Here is a 15,328-nt window from a genome sequence, read left to right as displayed (position 1 = left end):
CTCGCCACGCCGAGTGCGATCACGCCCGGTGTGATGATGAATTTACCTGTTGGGGTGGATCGCAAACGCGATCGGGTCAGTCGCCCTCGCGCCGTTCCCTGGTGGCCAGCAGCCTGCGCAGCGAGTCCAGCCGGGCCGGATCGGCGTGGCCGTCGGCCACCCAGGCGTCCAGGGCGCATTCCGGTTGACGGCTGTCGTGGGTGCAGCCGCGGGGGCACTCCTCGGCACCGGGCTCCAGGTCCGGGAAGGCGTGGATCACCCGGGACGGGTCGATGTGGTTGAGCCCGAAGGAGCGCACGCCGGGGGTGTCGATCACCCAGCCCCGGTGGCCGGGCAGCGGCAGCGCCAGGGCCGATGTGGTGGTGTGCCGGCCCCGGCCGGTGACCGCGTTGACCACCCCCGTCGTACGCCGCCGGTCCTTCGGTACCAGGGCGTTGACCAGGGTGGTCTTGCCGACGCCGGAGTGGCCGACGAAGGCGGTGATCCGGTTGTCGAGCTGCTCGCGGACCCGGTCGGCCGCGTCGCCGTTCTCCAGCTCCTCGCGGCTGGTCACCACGTACGGGACGCCCAGCGGGATGTACGCCTCCAGCAGCTTGTCCGGGGGCGCCAGGTCCGACTTGGTGAGCACCAGGAGTGGGGAGAGCCCGCCGTCGTACGCCGCGACCAGGCAGCGGTCGATCATCCGCGGGCGGGGTTCCGGATCGGCGAGCGCGGTGACGATGGCCAGCTGGTCGGCGTTGGCGACGACGACCCGCTCGAACGGATCGTCGTCGTCCGCCGTCCGGCGCAGCACGGAGCGGCGCTCACCGATCCGGACGATCCGGGCGAGGGTGTCCTTGTCGCCGGAGAGGTCCCCGACGAGCGAGACCCGGTCCCCGACCACGGCGGCCTTCCGGCCCAGCTCGCGGGCCTTCATCGCGACGACCGTACGGTCGTCGACGAGGCAGGTGAGGCGGCCCCGGTCGACGGTGAGGACCATGCCCTCCTCGGCGTCCTCGTGCTTGGGGCGGATGTGGGTACGGGGCCGGTTGCCCTTGCGGTTGGGGCGGACCCGGACGTCGTCCTCGTCGGTGTGCTTGCCGTAGCGGCGCATGTCTCAGGCCCCGAGCATTCCGGTCCACATCCGCGGGAAGTCCGGCAGGGTCTTGGCGGTTGTCGCCACGTTCTCGATCTCCACTCCGGGGACGGCCAGGCCGATCACCGACCCGGCGGTCGCCATCCGGTGGTCGTCGTACGTATGGAAGGTACCGCCGCGCAGCGGACGGGGCCGGATGTGGAGGCCGTCGGCGGTCTCGGTGACGTCGCCGCCGAGCTCGTTGATCTCCTTGGTCAGCGCGGCCAGCCGGTCCGTCTCGTGGAGCCGGAGGTGGGCGACGCCGCTCAGGGTGGAGGGGGAGTCGGCGAGAGCGGCGAGCGCGGCGATGACCGGGGTCAGCTCGCCGACCTCGCCGAGGTCGGCGTCGATGCCGTGGATCCGGCCGGAGCCGGTGAGCGTGAGGCCGCGTGCGGTCAGCTCGCAGCTGCCGCCCATCGCCGTGAAGATCTCCCGCAGGGCGTCGCCCGGCTGGGTGGTGCGCTCGGGCCAGTCGGGGACGGTGACCCGGCCGCCGGTGACCAGCGCGGCCGCGAGGAACGGCTGGGCGTTGGAGAGGTCGGGCTCGATGGTCAGGTCACGGCCGAGCAGGGCCGAGTGGGAGACCCGCCAGACGTTCGGCTCGCCGCCCGTCTCCGGCTCGTCGACCTGCGCGCCGACCGCCCGCAGCATGTCGACGGTCATCCGGATGTGCGGCATGGAGGGGAGCCGGGAGCCGGTGTGGCGGACCTCCACCCCCTGGTTGAAGCGCGGCGCCGACAGCAGCAGGGCCGAGACGAACTGGGACGAGGCGGAGGCGTCGATCTCCACGGTGCCGCCGTCCAGCGCCCCGCCGCCGTGCACCGTCATCGGCAGCGATCCGCGCCCCTCGTCGTCGATCCGGGCGCCGAGCGTCCGCAGCGCGTCGATCACGCCGGTCAGCGGGCGCTCGTACGAACGAGGGTCGCCGTCGAAGCGGACCGGCCCGTCGGCGAGGGTCGCGACCGGCGGCAGGAAGCGCATCACCGTGCCGGCGTTGCCGACGTCGACCGTGGTGGGGCCGCGCAGCCCGGCCGGGATGACCCGCCACGCCTCGCCCGTGCCGTCCGGCCCGACGCCCTCCTCGATGCCGACGCCCATCGCGCGCAGCGCCTCGGCCATCAGCAGCGTGTCCCGGGAGCGCAGCGGGCGGCGCAGCCAGCCGGGCTCGGCGGCGAGCGCGGCGAGGACGAGCGCGCGGTTGGTGACCGATTTCGATCCGGGGACGGTGACCGTCGCGTCGACGGCCCCCGTCGCGTGCGGGGCGGGCCAGAGGGCAGGGTGCGCGGAACTCTCGGTCATGGTCCTTACCTTAGTGGCTCCCCACCGTGCGCAATCCTTGCCGAAAGCGTCGAAACCGGTCCGTACCCGAGGGCGGGAACGGCACCGGTCCTCGTCGGCTCAGAGCCCGAGCAGCCAGCGCCCGCCGCCGATCAGCGAGCAGAGCGACACCGCGTGGAAGAGGAAGAGCCAGAGCGCGGCCGGTACGTCCGTCAGCCTCGACAGCTGGTCCGCGTCCGAGTCCGGCGCACCGCCGTGCCGCCGCTTCGACTGGAGCTCGAAGACCGGGCGCACCCCGCCGAGCAGCAGGAACCAGACCACGGCGTACGCGAAGAACGCCTGCCAGTCCGGCGAGGCCAGCCAGGACATCAGCAGGAAGGCGGAGCCGGTGACGATCACCGTCAGCGCCCCGTACACATTGCGGATCATCACCAGCATCGCCGCGAGCAGCGCGGTGGCCACCCACAGCAGCAGGGTGATCCGGCCCTCGGTCAGCAGCCACGCGCCGCCGAGGCCCAGCAGGGACGGGGCGGTGTAGCCCGCCGCGGCGGTCAGGACCATGCCGATGCCGGTCGGTCTGCCCCGGCTCACGGTCAGCCCGCTGGTGTCCGAGTGCAGCCGGATGCCGGAGAGCTGCCGCCCGGTGAGCAGCGCGATCAGCCCGTGGCCGCCCTCGTGCGCGATGGTGACCGCGTTCCGGGTCAGCCGCCACAGCGGGTTCGGCACGGTGGCGATCAGCGCGAGCGTGCCGGTCACCACCACCAGCCACTGCTCGGGAGCCGGCTGGGTGCCGAAGACCCGGTCCCAGAGATTGCCCAGATCGGTGCTGTCCATGGTGCGGGCGGCTCCTCGTGGTTTCGGGGTGCGGTGGCGGCGTCCTGCCGGTGCGGCGGTCGTGGCAGTCTGGCACCCATGTGCGGACGGTATGCGGCGAGCCGGCGGCCCGAGGCCCTGACCGAGCTCTTCCAGGTCGAGAAGTGGGATCCGGCCGAGAGCCTGGCGCCCGATTGGAACGTGGCCCCCACCAAGGAGGTCCACGTCATCGTGGAGCGCCCTCTGAAGGACGCCGGGGACCCCCGTCCGGTTCGCCAGATGCGGGTACTGAAATGGGGGCTCGTACCGTCCTGGGCCAAGTCCCCGGAAGGCGCCGCCCGGATGATCAACGCCCGCGCGGAGACCGTCCACGAGAAGCCGTCCTTCCGGAGCGCCTTCGCCGCGCGGCGCTGCATCCTGCCCGCCGACGGCTACTACGAGTGGGTCACCGGCGTCGACGAACGGCAGCTGGAGGAGGCGGGGAAGCGCAAGCGCCCGCGCAAGCAGCCGTACTTCGTGACGCCCGCCGACGGCTCGGTCTTCGCGATGGCCGGACTGTACGAGTTCTGGCGCGACCGAACCCTTCCGGCCGACCACCCGATGGCCTGGTGGGCGACCTGCTCGGTGATCACCACCGAGGCGGAGACCACCCCGCTCGCGGTCGCCCCGGCCGAGGGCCCGGCCACGCTCGCCGACATCCACCCCCGGATGCCGCTGATGCTGACCCCGGACCGCTGGGACGCCTGGCTCGACCCGGCCCGCACCGACGTCGACGAGGTACGGGCGCTGCTCGCGCCGCCCCCCGCCGGGCTGATGCGGGCCTACCCGGTGGCCACGGCCGTCAGCAACGTCCGCAACAACGGCCCCGAACTGCTGGAGGAGCTGGCCGCGCCGGAGATCGGCACCCTCTTCTGACTTCCGGGGCGTCGGCGGCAGGATGGGACGCGTGAGCACAGCAGAGGCGGGCCGGGGCGCCCGCACCACCGACCTGGTCGACACCGGCGCCGGACCGGCGAGGATCACCTGGCACCGCGCGGCCGGCGACGCGGCCCCCCGCCTGGTGCTGGCCCTCGGGCACGGCGCGGGCGGCGGCATCGAGGCCCGCGACCTGACGGCCCTGGCCGCCGCGCTCCCCGCCCACGGGATCACCGTCGCCCTGGTGGAGCAGCCGTGGCGGGTGGCCGGGAAGAAGGTCGCGCCCGCCCCGAAGACCCTGGACACCGGATGGCGGGGGCTCTGGCCCGCGCTGGCCGCCGACGGGGCGCCGGTGGTCGCGGGCGGGCGGAGCGCCGGGGCCCGTGTGGCCTGCCGGACTGCGTCGGAGCTGGGCGCGCACGGGGTGCTCGCGCTCGCCTTCCCGCTCCACCCGCCGGGCAGGCCCGAGAAGTCCCGGGCCGACGAGCTCCTCTCCACCGGTGTCCCCACCCTCGTCGTCCAGGGCGGCCGCGACCCGTTCGGGCGCCCCGCCGAGTTCCTGCCGGGGGAGTACGGGATCACCGAGGTGCCCGGCGGCGACCACGGCTTCGCCGTACCCAAGAGGGCCGACCCCGGCCAGGAGGCGGTGCTGGGACTCCTGACCGGTGCCGTGACCGCGTGGCTGGCCGAGCTGGCGTGACGCCCGTCCCGGCGGCGCCGCGGATGTGACGTGACGCACCCCCCGCGACGGGCCGGGCCGGTGTGCCGCGACGTGCCCCCGGCACCCCCGCGTACCCCTGTGGCGTACCTCGGGAATGCCGGGCACGGGACCGCTGTTGTCCGAGTCATCGGTACACAGACGTCGTTGTGGAAAGGGAGTCCGTCGCATGGGTCCGACCATCTGCCCGCACCGCTCGAACACCGCTGACCTGGAGTGGACGGTGCTGCACGCGGCCAGGACCGCTCCCGAGCGGGGGCTGGGCGGAAAGGATCGACAGCCCGTCCCGAAGCAAGGTCGACTATTCTCCGATTCGAGCGGATCCGGTCTCGGTTCCGCCACGGCGTTGGAGGAGGTGGGTCCGGTCACTGGGACCGATACAGGGACCGACGACGGCCGCGCACAGGAGACGCCCGCCGAGCGCAACGCGCGCTTCGAACGGGACGCGCTCGGATACCTCGACCAGATGTACTCGGCCGCGCTGCGCATGACGCGCAACCCCGCGGACGCCGAGGACCTGGTCCAGGAGACGTACGCGAAGGCGTACGGCTCGTTCCACCAGTTCCGCGAGGGCACCAACCTCAAGGCGTGGATGTACCGCATCCTCACCAACACGTTCATCAACTCGTACCGCAAGAAGCAGCGCGAGCCCCAGCGCAGCGCCGCCGAGGAGATCGAGGACTGGCAGCTGGCGCGCGCCGAGTCGCACATGTCGACCGGTCTGCGCTCCGCGGAGTCCCAGGCACTCGACCACCTGCCCGACTCCGACGTGAAGGCCGCTCTCCAGGCGATCCCCGAAGAGTTCCGCATCGCCGTCTACCTCGCCGATGTCGAGGGCTTTGCGTACAAGGAGATCGCGGACATCATGGGGACTCCCATCGGTACGGTGATGTCCCGACTGCACCGGGGCCGCCGCCAGCTGCGCGGCATGCTGGAGGACTACGCCCGTGAGCGCGGGCTCGTCCCGGCCGGTGCCGGAGAGTCGGACGATCGGAAAGGCTCGGGCTCATGAGCTGCGGAGAGCCGCACGAGACGGACTGCTCGGAAGTCCTCGACCATCTCTACGAGTTCCTCGACCACGAGATGCCCGACAGTGACTGCACCAAGTTCGAGGTGCACTTCGAGGAGTGCTCCCCGTGCCTGGAGAAGTACGGCCTGGAGCAGGCCGTCAAGAAGCTGGTCAAGCGGTGCTGCGGTCAGGACGACGTGCCCAGTGACCTCCGGTCCAAGGTCATGGGCCGGATCGACCTGATCCGCTCCGGGCAGGCCGTCCCCGAGCAGGACATCACGGCCACCGGCAGCGAGCAGCCGACCGCCGCCAAGGAGTGACCCACGGCGGCCGGTCCGCCCCGGCCGCCGCCACCGCATCACCCGAATGTGCTAATTGGGCTCATTGACGCTCGACCGCTCGCACGAATCGCTAGCGTGGCGCCTCCATTGACGACGTCGGAGGGCGGGCCGAGCGGGTGAGAGCCACACGCGGGGCGGCCCGCGCGTACATCGCGACCGTCGCGGCAGGCGCCCTGTGCTGCGCCGCCCCCGCGCTGTCCGGCGGCGCCGGAACACCCTGGGGCACCACCGCACTGCTCGCCGGGCTCTATCTCGTCTGCGAACTCCCCGGCCGCCGCCCCTTCCCGGGCAACTCGCTGCCGATCAGTGCCGGATCGTTCTTTCCGCTGCTGCTTGCCGCCGCCTTCCTGCTGCCGCCCGCCGCCGCGGCCCTGGTCGCCGTGCCCGGCTCGCTCGTCGGGCGGGTGGAGCGGCCGCCCGCCGCCGAGCGGCGCGTCTGGCGGGCCGCGCAGCTCGCCGTCACGGTCTGGGCCGCCTCGGCCGTCCACGGGCTGCTCGGCGGCCCGGCCACGCTCGGCGGCCCCGGCCGGCTCCCCGGCCTCCCGTACGCGATGCTGCCCGGCTGCGCCGCCGTGCTCGCCTTCAGCCTGGTGCTGGCGGCGCTGGACGGATCGGTCCTGGCCGTCGCCGAACGGGTCCCGCCGCGGCGGGCCTGGAGCGGGCTGCTGGGCCGCTCGCTGGGACCGCACCTGGTGCACGGGCTGGCCGGGCTGATGATGGCGGTCCTGTGGCACGGTCCGTACGGGCCGCTCTCCGCGCTCCTCGTCCTGCTGCCGATGTACATCTCCTGCTGGGTCTTCGCGCAGTACCACCGCGAGCACGCCGCGCACCGCGCCACCATCCGGGCCCTGGTCGAGGCCGTCGACCTCAAGGACACGTACACCCGGGGCCACAGCGAGCGGGTCGGCCGGGCCTCCGTCCTGATCGCCCGGGAACTCGGCATGGACCAGGACCGGATGGAGGTCGTCCGGTTCGCCGGGATCCTGCACGACGTCGGCAAGCTCGGCGTCCCCACCCGGGTGCTCCGCAAGGACGGGCCGCTCACCCCGGAGGAACGGCAGGTGATCGAGCTGCACCCCGAGTACGGTCACGAGATCGTGCGTGGCATCGGCTTCCTCGGCGAGGCGCGGGCCGCCATCCTCCACCACCACGAACGGCTCGACGGCACCGGATACCCGTACGGGCTCAGCGGGCGCGAGATCCCGGAGTTCGCCCGGGTGGTCGCGGTGGCCGACGCCTTCGACGCGATGACCTCGACCCGCTCGTACCGGCGGGGCAGGCCGGTCCCCGCCGCGCTGGCGGAGCTGAAGAGGTGCGCGGGCACGCAGTTCGACCCGCGGATGGTCCGGGCGCTGGCCCGCGGCCTGGAACGGCACGGCTGGGCGCCGGAGACGGCGGCCGGGGCGTTGGACGGGCCCGGTCCCGGCCGTGTTCCCGCGCCGGTGGCGGCCGAGGGGGCCGGTCCCGTACCGGGGCGGCAGGCGTCCGTGGACCGCAGCGGATGACCCGCGCCGGGGCCGGGGCGCCCCTCGTGCTCCTCGGCGCCCCCGCCGTCCGGGTCGCCGCGGTGCTGCTCGCCGCCGCCGGGCTCGGCCGCACCCTCTGGGAGGGCGTCCACGACCCCGGGCACGCCCTCGTCTTCGGGGTGCTGATCGCGCTCGGCGAGCTGACCCGCTGGGGTGCGCTGCCCGGGGAGCGCGAGCCCGCTCCGCTCGGCGCCGCCGGGGCGCTGGCGTACGCCCTGCTCGGCCGCAGCGGCGGTACGCCGACCACGCACGGGGTGCACCAGGTGGTCGCCGTGCTCGTCGCGGCCCAGCTGGTCGCCTCGGTGCCGCATGTGGCGCGCGGCACCGGACCCTCTCCCGACCGGGTGGCCCGCCGCGTCCTGACGGTCGCCTTCGCCGCGGTCTGCTTCCAGCCGCTGTACGCCGGGGGACTGCTCGCCGAGGGCCCGTACTACGTCCTCGTGCTGGTCCTGATCCTGGTCCTGACCGCGCTGTGCGACGCCGTGCTGGCGGCGCTGCTGCTGTGCGCCCGTACCCGCCACCCCTACCCGCCGCTCCTCCGCGACGAGCTGCGCGGCCTCGTCGGCATCGGCTCGGCGGTCGGCGCAACCGGGGTGGTGATGGCCATCGGGGTGGCCGTCGCCGGGCTGTGGGCGCTGCCGGTGCTCTGCGTACCGCTGCTGCTGACCCAGGTCTCGTTCCGCCGCTTCATCGCCGTCCGCACCACCTACCGGCAGACCATCGCCTCGCTCGCCCGGTCCACCGAGATCGCCGGGTACACCCCGCCCGGCCATGCCCGCAGGGTCGCGGCGCTGTGCCGGGCCGTCGGCCGCGAGCTGGGACTCTCGGGGAGCCGGCTGACCGTCCTGGAGTACGCCGCCCTGATGCACGACATCGGCCAGCTCTCGCTGGTCGACCCGGTCCCGGCCGGGGCGACGGCCACCCTGCCCGCCGCCGAGCAGCGCCGCATCGCCCTGCTCGGCGGCGCGGTGGTCCGGCAGACCGGGGTGGACGCCGAGGTCGCCGTCGTCGTGGAACGGCAGGCCGACCCCTACCGCGAGCAGCCGTTGTCCGCCAGGATCGTCAGGGTCGTCAACGCATACGACGACCTCTGCGGGGAAGGTCTCATCGGGCCACTGGGCGCGCTCGAACAACTCAGGCTCGGCACGGCCCACGACTATCAGCCCGAAGTCGTGGAGTCGCTGGCCAGGGTCCTGGCCCGGGGCGCTCCCGTCCCGGTCCCGCCCGGGTAACCCACGGGTAATGAGCGGGCGTCCGGCCCGGCATGGTTGGATGCGAAGAGAGTGGAAATCAGAGGGTGTCCAGTCGGGACAGGCGGGAATCGTGAGGATCTTCGGGAAGGTACGGCATCGGCCCTCCGCCTCTTGGCGGCAGGCCACGGACCGCGCGTTCACGCTGATCGGCGACGGCCGGTACGAGGACGCGGGCGCGCTGCTGACGCGTGCGGCGGACCTGGAGCCCTGGCTCTCGGAGTCGTGGTTCAACCTGGCGCTGCTGCACAAGTTCCGGCACGACTGGGAACAGGCGAGGTCCGCCGGTCTGCGGGCGGTCGCGCTGCTGGGCAAGGAGTCCGGCGCTCCGGACTGGTGGAACGTGGGGATCGCCGCCACCGCGCTCCAGGACTGGCCGCTGGCCCGCCGGGCCTGGCAGGCGTACGGGCTGAAGGTGCCGGGCACCGGCCCCCATGTCTCGGCGGCCAACAGCGAGCCGCTCGGCATGGAGCTGGGCAGCGCGGCGGTGCGGCTGTCGCCGGAGGGCGAGGCCGAGGTGGTCTGGGGGCGCAGGCTCGATCCGGCCCGGATGGAGGTGCTCTCCATCCCGCTGCCGTCCTCCGGCCGCCGCTGGGGCGAGGTCGTGCTGCACGACGGGGTGCCGAACGGTGAGCGGGTGACCGCGGCCGGGCCCTCCTACCCCGTCTTCGACGAGATCGAGCTGTGGGCGCCGTCCCCCGTGCCGACCTGGGTGGTGCTGCTGGAGGCGGCCACCGAGGCGGACCGGGACGCGCTGGAGCGGCTGGCCTCCGACGCCGGGTTCGCCGCCGAGGACTGGTCGTCCTCCGTGCGGCTGCTCTGCCGGGCCTGCTCGGAGAGCCGGATGGAGAGCGACGAGGGCGACGGCGAGCACCTCGACCCGCACGACCACAGCGAGCCGGGCCATCCCGGTCCGCTGGGCCACCGCACCTCCGGCGAGCTGTGGGTGCCCGAGCGGGAGTGCGGGATAGCCGCGCCGGCCGGGCTGGTGCGCGGTCTGCTGGACGGCTGGGTGGCCGACAGCCCGGACAGCCGCGAGTGGCGGGATCTGGAAGAAGTCTGCTGACCGGTGCCCGTAGGCTGTACGGACACCGGTCGCGGTGCACGGGCAACCGGGTCCCGGGGACTGCCGGGCGGCCGGTTTCGGGCTTTGAGGAAGGCGTACGGCGGAGATGGCGCAGCAGGAGACGGACGAGCAGATCACCCTCGACGACGAGGGATTCGTCGTGGACACCGAGGACTGCGAGGCGCGCGAGGCGGCGTACCGCGAGCGCGGCACCGCCCGTCCGATCACGGTCGTCGGCAATCCGGTGCTCCACAAGGAGTGCGCGGACGTCACCGAGTTCGGCGACGAGCTGGCCACGCTGATCGACGACATGTTCGCGAGCCAGCGGGCGGCGGAGGGCGTCGGCCTGGCCGCCAACCAGATCGGCGTCGGCCTGAAGGTCTTCGTCTACGACTGCCCGGACGACGAGGGCGCACGGCACGTGGGCGTCGTCTGCAACCCGGTGCTGGAGGAGCTGGCGCCCGAGCTCCGGGTCCTGGACGACTCCAACGAGGGCTGCCTCTCGGTGCCGACCGCGTACGCCGAGCTGGCCCGCCCGGACTACGCGGTGGTCACGGGGCAGGACGCCAAGGGCAACCCGATCCGCGTCCGGGGCACCGGCTACTTCGCCCGCTGCCTCCAGCACGAGACGGACCACCTGTACGGCTACCTGTACATCGACCGGCTCTCCAAGCGCGACCGCAAGGACGCGCTGCGGCAGATGGCCGAGGGCACGCCGCGCTACGAGACCGTGCCGAACGACTGATCCGTACGTACGCGTCGGGCTTCCGCGGACGGGCCCGGTCCTCCTCAGCGGGGGACCGGGCCCGTCCGCCGTTCCGTTCCGGAACTGTCAATTGCCGTTCCTTTACGAGAAGTTGACGCGCGTCGACTCGTCCGCCAGTCTTTCCCCCCACACCTCTTTCGTGTTGGGAGCCCCCTCATGCTCAAACGCACCGCACGACTCCTGCTCGGCCTTGTCATGACCATGGCGTTCGCCTGGGGTGGTGCCGTGGTGACCGCCGGCACCGCACAGGCCGACGGCTGCTACACCTGGACCCGCACGCTGTCCCCCGGCGCCACCGGCAACGACGTCGTCCAGCTCCAGATCCGGGTGTCCGGCTACCCCGGCTACAACTCGGTGCTCGCCATCGACGGGTCCTACGGGCCGGCCACCACCGCCGCCGTCAAGCGCTTCCAGGCCGCCTACGGCCTCGCCGCCGACGGCATCGCGGGCCCCGCCACCCAGGCCAAGATCTACGCGCTCCAGGACAACGACTGCACCCCGGCGCACTTCACGTACCCCGAGCTGAACACGTGCAACAGCACCTGGGCCGGGGGCAAGGTCGCGGCCGGAACGGCGAAGGCCAACGCGCTCAGCTCCATGTGGAAGCTGGAGGCGCTGCGGCACGCGCTGGGCGATCAGCCGCTCCGGGTCACCAGCGGATTCCGCTCCGCTCCCTGCAACTCGGCGGTCGGCGGCGCCTCCAACAGCCGCCACATGTACGGGGACGCCGTCGACCTCGGCGCCGGGCCGCACGCGCTGTGCACCATCGCCAAGCAGGCCCGCAACCACGGCTTCAACGGGATCCTCGGCCCCGGCTACCCGGGCCACAACGACCACATCCACGTGAACCAGGGCCCCTCGCACTACTGGTCGGCGCCCAGCTGCGGCATCTGACGCACCGGGTCCCGCGCACCGGCCCTCCGGTGCGCGGGACCCTTTCCGTCCGGTGGCTCAGGCGGCGTGCGCGGTGAGCCGGGTGCCGTCCGTCGTCTGGACGGCGGCGCCGTCGGCGGCCCGCTCCGTCAGGCGGAGCTGCGAGATGGCGTTGCGCAGGACGAGCGCCCCGGCCGAGGCGTCCAGCTGCCAGCGCTGGGTGCGTGAGGCCGTGGCGCAGGCGCCGAGCGAGAGTTCGGCCCCCACTTCCAGCGGTGCCCCGAGGTACTTCCTGCCGCGCACCGCGTCCAGGCACTGATCCGTGCCGGCCGGCCGCACCGTGTAGTAGCCGTCGGAGGTCGCCGCCAGGGTCCACGCGGTGCTGCCGCCCCGGACCAGGGACACCCCCGCATTGTTGCCGGGGGCCAGGGACTTGGCGCCCGATGTCAGCCGGTACGTGCCGTCGGGGAGCGGGGTGCGGTCGGTGTTCGACCAGCCCGGGGCGTGGCCGATCCGGCGGGCCATCGCCTCGAAGCCGTCGTAGCTGTCGCTCGGCTTCGGGCCGCCCCAGGTGGCCTGGGCCAGGAAGCGCAGCGGCATGAAGGTCTTGGCCTCCACCTCGTTCTCGGTCTCGGCCGCCGCGCTGTCCGGCCACAGGCTGATCTTCGCCCCGGTGAGGCCGGCCGGCCGCGCGGGCAGGGTCTCGCCCTCGAAGCGCAGCGGCGTCCAGTCGCTCTCGTAGAGCTCGCGGGTCCGGCTGGTGTAGCCGCCGCGCACCAGGTACAGGGCGTACGCGGAGTTCATGACCGGGCGGCCCTCGGCGAGCAGCGCGGACGGCTTCTGGATGGACCCGCCGCCCAGCCAGTGCTCGACGGTGATGTCGGGGGCGAGCCGGACCACGCCGTTGCGGCCCACTAGGCCGTCGTTCCAGATCCGCAGCGACCGGCCGCCGGCCCGTACATGCGCGTCGACCTGGTTGACGAAGTCGACGAAGAGGTCGTCCGGGGTCGCGTCCGCGCCGAACCGCGCGGTCGCGGCGGCCTGGAGCTGCGGGTAGTCGGGGTAGGAGGAGCCGATCATGTACTCGTCCGCGCCCATGTGCCAGGAGCGGGTGTCCCACACCTCCAGCGCCTCGTCGACCAGCGAGGTGTAGTACGTGAGCGCCTCGGGCCGGGAGATGTCGAGGCGGGGCGGGGAGGAGACCCCGTCGCGGTCCTTGAGCTGGAGCTCCGGGTGGTTCTCCAGGTAGGTGTCCATGTGGCCGGGGGAGTTGATCTCCGGGACCAGTTCGACGTGGTACTTCTTCGCCAGCGCGACGAGGGTGCGCACCTGGGGCTTCGTGTAGTAGCCCCAGAAGGCGGACGCCGGGTCGGTGTCGCTTCTGACCTTGGCCTCGATCCACAACTGGTTGAGCTTCTGGGACGCCATGTCCTTGAGCAGCCGCTCGAACCAGGGAATCGACACATTGACGTAGCAGGCGCAGACGCCCACTCCGCGCTCCCGGTACGCGGGTACGTCGGTCGCGGTGCCGCGCGCGGCCCTGCCGTCGTCGTTCAGCAGCTGGAGCACGGTCCGGGATCCGTAGAAGACGCCGGTGGAGGTCGCGGCGGTGACCGTGATCCGGTCCCCGACGTCGAGCCGGTAGCCCTCCGTGCCCAGCGAGCTCTTCAGCGAGGGGTCCTGGCGCAGTACGACGTCCCCGCTCCGGGCCGCGGCGGGGCCCCGCGTCACCGGGGCCCGGCCGGTGGCCAGCTCACCGGCGAACCGCCGGGCATCGGCGGCCGTCCGGCCGTCCCGAACCCCGGCCAGCACGATCCGGGTCCGGCCGGTCAGGGTGAACTCGCCCTCCGCGGGCTGCCACTGCCGTAGCGAGGGCAGCACCTCGGGCGGCGGAGCGGTGGTGGAGGGGTCCGTGGCCGAGGCGCTCTGCCAGGGCAGCAGTGCGGCGGCGAGCGCGACGACCAGGGCCCCGATGGTCCTTCGTCCTGTCCTTTGCATGTCCATGCCCGAGACCCTGCTGGGCCCGCCGGGCGCCGGTCCATGGACAGGTGCGGCGAGCGCTTGGACGAATCGTCAGACGTCAGACCTTCCAGGGTTCAGGCCACGTCGACGACGGCGTCCGGTCCGCGGAAGGTGCGGCGGTACGCGTTCGGCGTGGTGCCCAGGGAGCGGACGAACTGGTGGCGCAGGGCGGCGGCGGTCCCGAAACCGGTGCGCCCGGCGATGGTGTCCACCGTCTCGTCGGACGTCTCCAGCAGGTGCTGCGCCAGGAGGACCCGCTGGCGCAGCAGCCAGCGGTACGGCGTCGTGCCGGTCTCCTGCTGGAAGCGGCGGGCGAAGGTGCGCGGCGACATGTGGGCCTGCGCGGCCAGCTGGTCGACGGTCATCTCCTCGTCGAGGTGGCGCTCCATCCAGACGAGCGTCTCGCCCACGGTGTCGCAGGAGGTGCGGGGCAGCGGCCGCTCGATGTACTGGGCCTGGCCGCCGTCCCGGTGCGGCGGCACCACCATGCGGCGGGCGATGGCGTTGGCGGCGTCCGGGCCGTAGGACTGCCGGATCAGATGCAGGCAGGCGTCGATCCCGGCGGCGGTGCCGGCCGAGGTGATGATCTGCCCCTCGTCCACGTACAGCACGTCGGGCTCGACGACGGCCCGCGGGTAGCGGCGGGCCAGCTCCTCGGTGTGCCGCCAGTGGGTGGTGCAGCGGCGCCCGTCCAGCAGTCCGGCCGCGCCGAGCACGTACGCGCCGGAGCAGACGCTCAGCACCCGGGCGCCCCGGTCCACCGCCCGGCGCAGCGCGTCCAGGACCTCCTCGGGGTACTCCCGGTCCACGTAGTGGCCGCCGGCCGGGATGGCGATCAGGTCGGCCTCCTCCAGTCGGTCGAGGCCGTGCGGCGTGCTGAGGGTGAAACCGGCGTGGGTGCGCAGCACCGGGCCCTCGGCGGAGACCACCGCGAAGTCGTGGAACGGCAGCCCCTCGTCACTGCGGTCGAGCCCGAAGACCTCGCACAGCACCCCCAGCTCGAAGGGGTGGACCTCGTCCAGCAGCAGCGCGGCGACATTGTTCAGCATCGCACCAGTGTGGCAGTAATTCGATGCTCTATGACAGTCCTGCCACTGCCGCGATCCTCCGGCGGGGGCGAGAGTGGAGCCATGACCGCAATCGAGAACGTACTCGGCATATCCGCACTCATCGTTCTTTTCCTGGCGCCGACCCTGGCCGGGCTCGCCCGGGAGCGCCGCATCGACCGCGAGCTCCGCGCCGCGGAGGCACCGGCCCCTGCCCCCGCCGCGAGACGCCCGTACGTCAGAAGCTGGGCCCGCGTCTGATGCCGTGTCCGGGGCCACCGCCCCGAGGCCCCCGAACAGCAGGAGGCCGGTCCCGCCGCGTACACGGCGGGACCGGCCTCTTCCACGTGCTGGCGCCCTGGGGCGTGTTTCGGAAGTCCCGTCTGCTCGGGGGCGCCCGGCGCTCACGCTCGCCGCGTTGTCGGGATCGCACGCACCGGACACCCCCGAGCCCGCCCTCCGGGCAGACGACGCTACTTCCGGAACACGCCCTAGATGTATTGCCCTGTGAGGTTGGGGACGCGGCTGGCGGGTGGTTTGCCTGCGAGTGCGGTGTGTCCACGGTGGTGATTGTAGGTGTGCAGCCAGCCG

General features: G+C 73.1%; 15 protein-coding genes. 10 read left to right on the top strand and 5 right to left on the bottom strand.

The annotated features are described in order from the left end of the window. Positions 1 to 76 precede the first annotated feature (76 nt). The 3 genes from rsgA to ACIQGQ_RS00065 all read right to left on the bottom strand — a co-directional run bounded on the left by rsgA (position 77) and on the right by ACIQGQ_RS00065 (position 3,226). On the bottom strand, positions 77 to 1,093 hold the full coding sequence (rsgA, locus tag ACIQGQ_RS00075) for a ribosome small subunit-dependent GTPase A (RefSeq protein ID WP_402388646.1): 1,017 nt from the start codon (positions 1,091 to 1,093) through the stop codon (positions 77 to 79). A 3-nt stretch (positions 1,094 to 1,096) separates the two neighbouring features. Further along, positions 1,097 to 2,413: a 3-phosphoshikimate 1-carboxyvinyltransferase gene (gene aroA, locus ACIQGQ_RS00070; protein ID WP_402388643.1), complete on the bottom strand. Its 1,317-nt coding sequence runs from the start codon at positions 2,411 to 2,413 to the stop codon at positions 1,097 to 1,099. Between the two features lie 99 nt (positions 2,414 to 2,512). After that, positions 2,513 to 3,226, bottom strand: a complete 714-nt coding sequence (locus ACIQGQ_RS00065) for a M50 family metallopeptidase (protein ID WP_402388640.1) — start codon at positions 3,224 to 3,226, stop codon at positions 2,513 to 2,515. Positions 3,227 to 3,304: 78 nt separating this feature from the next. Between ACIQGQ_RS00065 and ACIQGQ_RS00060 the strand changes: the two genes are divergently transcribed. The 9 genes from ACIQGQ_RS00060 to ACIQGQ_RS00020 all read left to right on the top strand — a co-directional run bounded on the left by ACIQGQ_RS00060 (position 3,305) and on the right by ACIQGQ_RS00020 (position 11,690). Beyond that, on the top strand, positions 3,305 to 4,120 hold the full coding sequence (locus ACIQGQ_RS00060; protein WP_402388637.1) for an SOS response-associated peptidase: 816 nt from the start codon (positions 3,305 to 3,307) through the stop codon (positions 4,118 to 4,120). Between the two features lie 31 nt (positions 4,121 to 4,151). Continuing rightward, a complete protein-coding gene (locus ACIQGQ_RS00055) occupies positions 4,152 to 4,820 on the top strand; it encodes an alpha/beta family hydrolase (RefSeq protein WP_402388634.1) in 669 nt (222 codons plus the stop codon). Between the two features lie 373 nt (positions 4,821 to 5,193). Continuing rightward, the gene (locus ACIQGQ_RS00050) at positions 5,194 to 5,850 is read left to right on the top strand and encodes a sigma-70 family RNA polymerase sigma factor (protein ID WP_366293385.1); all 657 of its coding nucleotides are present in this window, start codon (positions 5,194 to 5,196) and stop codon (positions 5,848 to 5,850) included. Next, entirely contained in the window at positions 5,847 to 6,167 is a 321-nt protein-coding gene (gene rsrA / locus ACIQGQ_RS00045) for a mycothiol system anti-sigma-R factor (RefSeq protein WP_402388631.1), read from the top strand. Before ACIQGQ_RS00050 ends, rsrA begins: the two co-directional genes overlap by 4 nt. Positions 6,168 to 6,304: 137 nt before the next feature. Further along, positions 6,305 to 7,693, top strand: coding sequence for an HD-GYP domain-containing protein (locus tag ACIQGQ_RS00040; RefSeq protein ID WP_402388629.1), 1,389 nt, complete (start codon positions 6,305 to 6,307; stop codon positions 7,691 to 7,693). Then, a complete protein-coding gene (locus ACIQGQ_RS00035) occupies positions 7,690 to 8,946 on the top strand; it encodes an HD-GYP domain-containing protein (protein WP_402388627.1) in 1,257 nt (418 codons plus the stop codon). The genes ACIQGQ_RS00040 and ACIQGQ_RS00035 overlap by 4 nt, the downstream gene beginning before the upstream one ends. A 91-nt stretch (positions 8,947 to 9,037) precedes the next feature. Continuing rightward, positions 9,038 to 10,030, top strand: coding sequence for a tetratricopeptide repeat protein (locus tag ACIQGQ_RS00030; RefSeq protein WP_402388625.1), 993 nt, complete (start codon positions 9,038 to 9,040; stop codon positions 10,028 to 10,030). Positions 10,031 to 10,136: 106 nt separating this feature from the next. After that, positions 10,137 to 10,775 carry a peptide deformylase gene (def, locus tag ACIQGQ_RS00025; RefSeq protein ID WP_402388623.1) on the top strand — a complete coding sequence of 213 codons (639 nt, stop codon included), beginning with the start codon at positions 10,137 to 10,139 and terminating at the stop codon, positions 10,773 to 10,775. A gap of 177 nt (positions 10,776 to 10,952) precedes the next feature. Further along, positions 10,953 to 11,690 carry a D-Ala-D-Ala carboxypeptidase family metallohydrolase gene (locus tag ACIQGQ_RS00020; protein ID WP_366293070.1) on the top strand — a complete coding sequence of 246 codons (738 nt, stop codon included), beginning with the start codon at positions 10,953 to 10,955 and terminating at the stop codon, positions 11,688 to 11,690. Positions 11,691 to 11,747: 57 nt separating this feature from the next. Here ACIQGQ_RS00020 and ACIQGQ_RS00015 read toward each other — a convergent pair whose 3' ends face one another. Both ACIQGQ_RS00015 and ACIQGQ_RS00010 read right to left on the bottom strand, forming a co-directional pair. Next, entirely contained in the window at positions 11,748 to 13,673 is a 1,926-nt protein-coding gene (locus tag ACIQGQ_RS00015) for a family 20 glycosylhydrolase (protein ID WP_402388620.1), read from the bottom strand. Between the two features lie 92 nt (positions 13,674 to 13,765). Then, the gene (locus ACIQGQ_RS00010; RefSeq protein WP_402388617.1) at positions 13,766 to 14,740 is read right to left on the bottom strand and encodes a helix-turn-helix domain-containing protein; all 975 of its coding nucleotides are present in this window, start codon (positions 14,738 to 14,740) and stop codon (positions 13,766 to 13,768) included. Between the two features lie 81 nt (positions 14,741 to 14,821). Here ACIQGQ_RS00010 and ACIQGQ_RS00005 point away from each other — a divergent pair, with 81 nt between their 5' ends. Next, the gene (locus ACIQGQ_RS00005; RefSeq protein WP_402388615.1) at positions 14,822 to 14,998 is read left to right on the top strand and encodes a hypothetical protein; all 177 of its coding nucleotides are present in this window, start codon (positions 14,822 to 14,824) and stop codon (positions 14,996 to 14,998) included. Positions 14,999 to 15,328: the final 330 nt, after the last annotated feature.

Source organism: Streptomyces sp. NPDC092952 (genome assembly GCF_044754785.1).
Classification (GTDB): Bacteria; Actinomycetota; Actinomycetes; order Streptomycetales; family Streptomycetaceae; genus Streptomyces.
This window is presented reverse-complemented; position numbering and strand designations above follow the sequence as displayed.

Excerpts from the sequence above, each read along its gene's own strand:
- aroA (WP_402388643.1), bottom strand. The coding sequence starts at position 2,413 with ATGACCGAGAGTTCCGCGCACCCTGCCCTCTGGCCCGCCCCGCACGCG.
- ACIQGQ_RS00060 (WP_402388637.1), top strand. The coding sequence starts at position 3,305 with ATGTGCGGACGGTATGCGGCGAGCCGGCGGCCCGAGGCCCTGACCGAG.
- rsrA (WP_402388631.1), top strand. The coding sequence starts at position 5,847 with ATGAGCTGCGGAGAGCCGCACGAGACGGACTGCTCGGAAGTCCTCGAC.
- ACIQGQ_RS00010 (WP_402388617.1), bottom strand. The coding sequence starts at position 14,740 with ATGCTGAACAATGTCGCCGCGCTGCTGCTGGACGAGGTCCACCCCTTC.
- def (WP_402388623.1), top strand. The coding sequence starts at position 10,137 with ATGGCGCAGCAGGAGACGGACGAGCAGATCACCCTCGACGACGAGGGA.
- rsgA (WP_402388646.1), bottom strand. The coding sequence starts at position 1,093 with ATGCGCCGCTACGGCAAGCACACCGACGAGGACGACGTCCGGGTCCGC.
- ACIQGQ_RS00065 (WP_402388640.1), bottom strand. The coding sequence starts at position 3,226 with ATGGACAGCACCGATCTGGGCAATCTCTGGGACCGGGTCTTCGGCACC.
- ACIQGQ_RS00005 (WP_402388615.1), top strand. The coding sequence starts at position 14,822 with ATGACCGCAATCGAGAACGTACTCGGCATATCCGCACTCATCGTTCTT.
- ACIQGQ_RS00020 (WP_366293070.1), top strand. The coding sequence starts at position 10,953 with ATGCTCAAACGCACCGCACGACTCCTGCTCGGCCTTGTCATGACCATG.
- ACIQGQ_RS00015 (WP_402388620.1), bottom strand. The coding sequence starts at position 13,673 with ATGGACATGCAAAGGACAGGACGAAGGACCATCGGGGCCCTGGTCGTC.
- ACIQGQ_RS00035 (WP_402388627.1), top strand. The coding sequence starts at position 7,690 with ATGACCCGCGCCGGGGCCGGGGCGCCCCTCGTGCTCCTCGGCGCCCCC.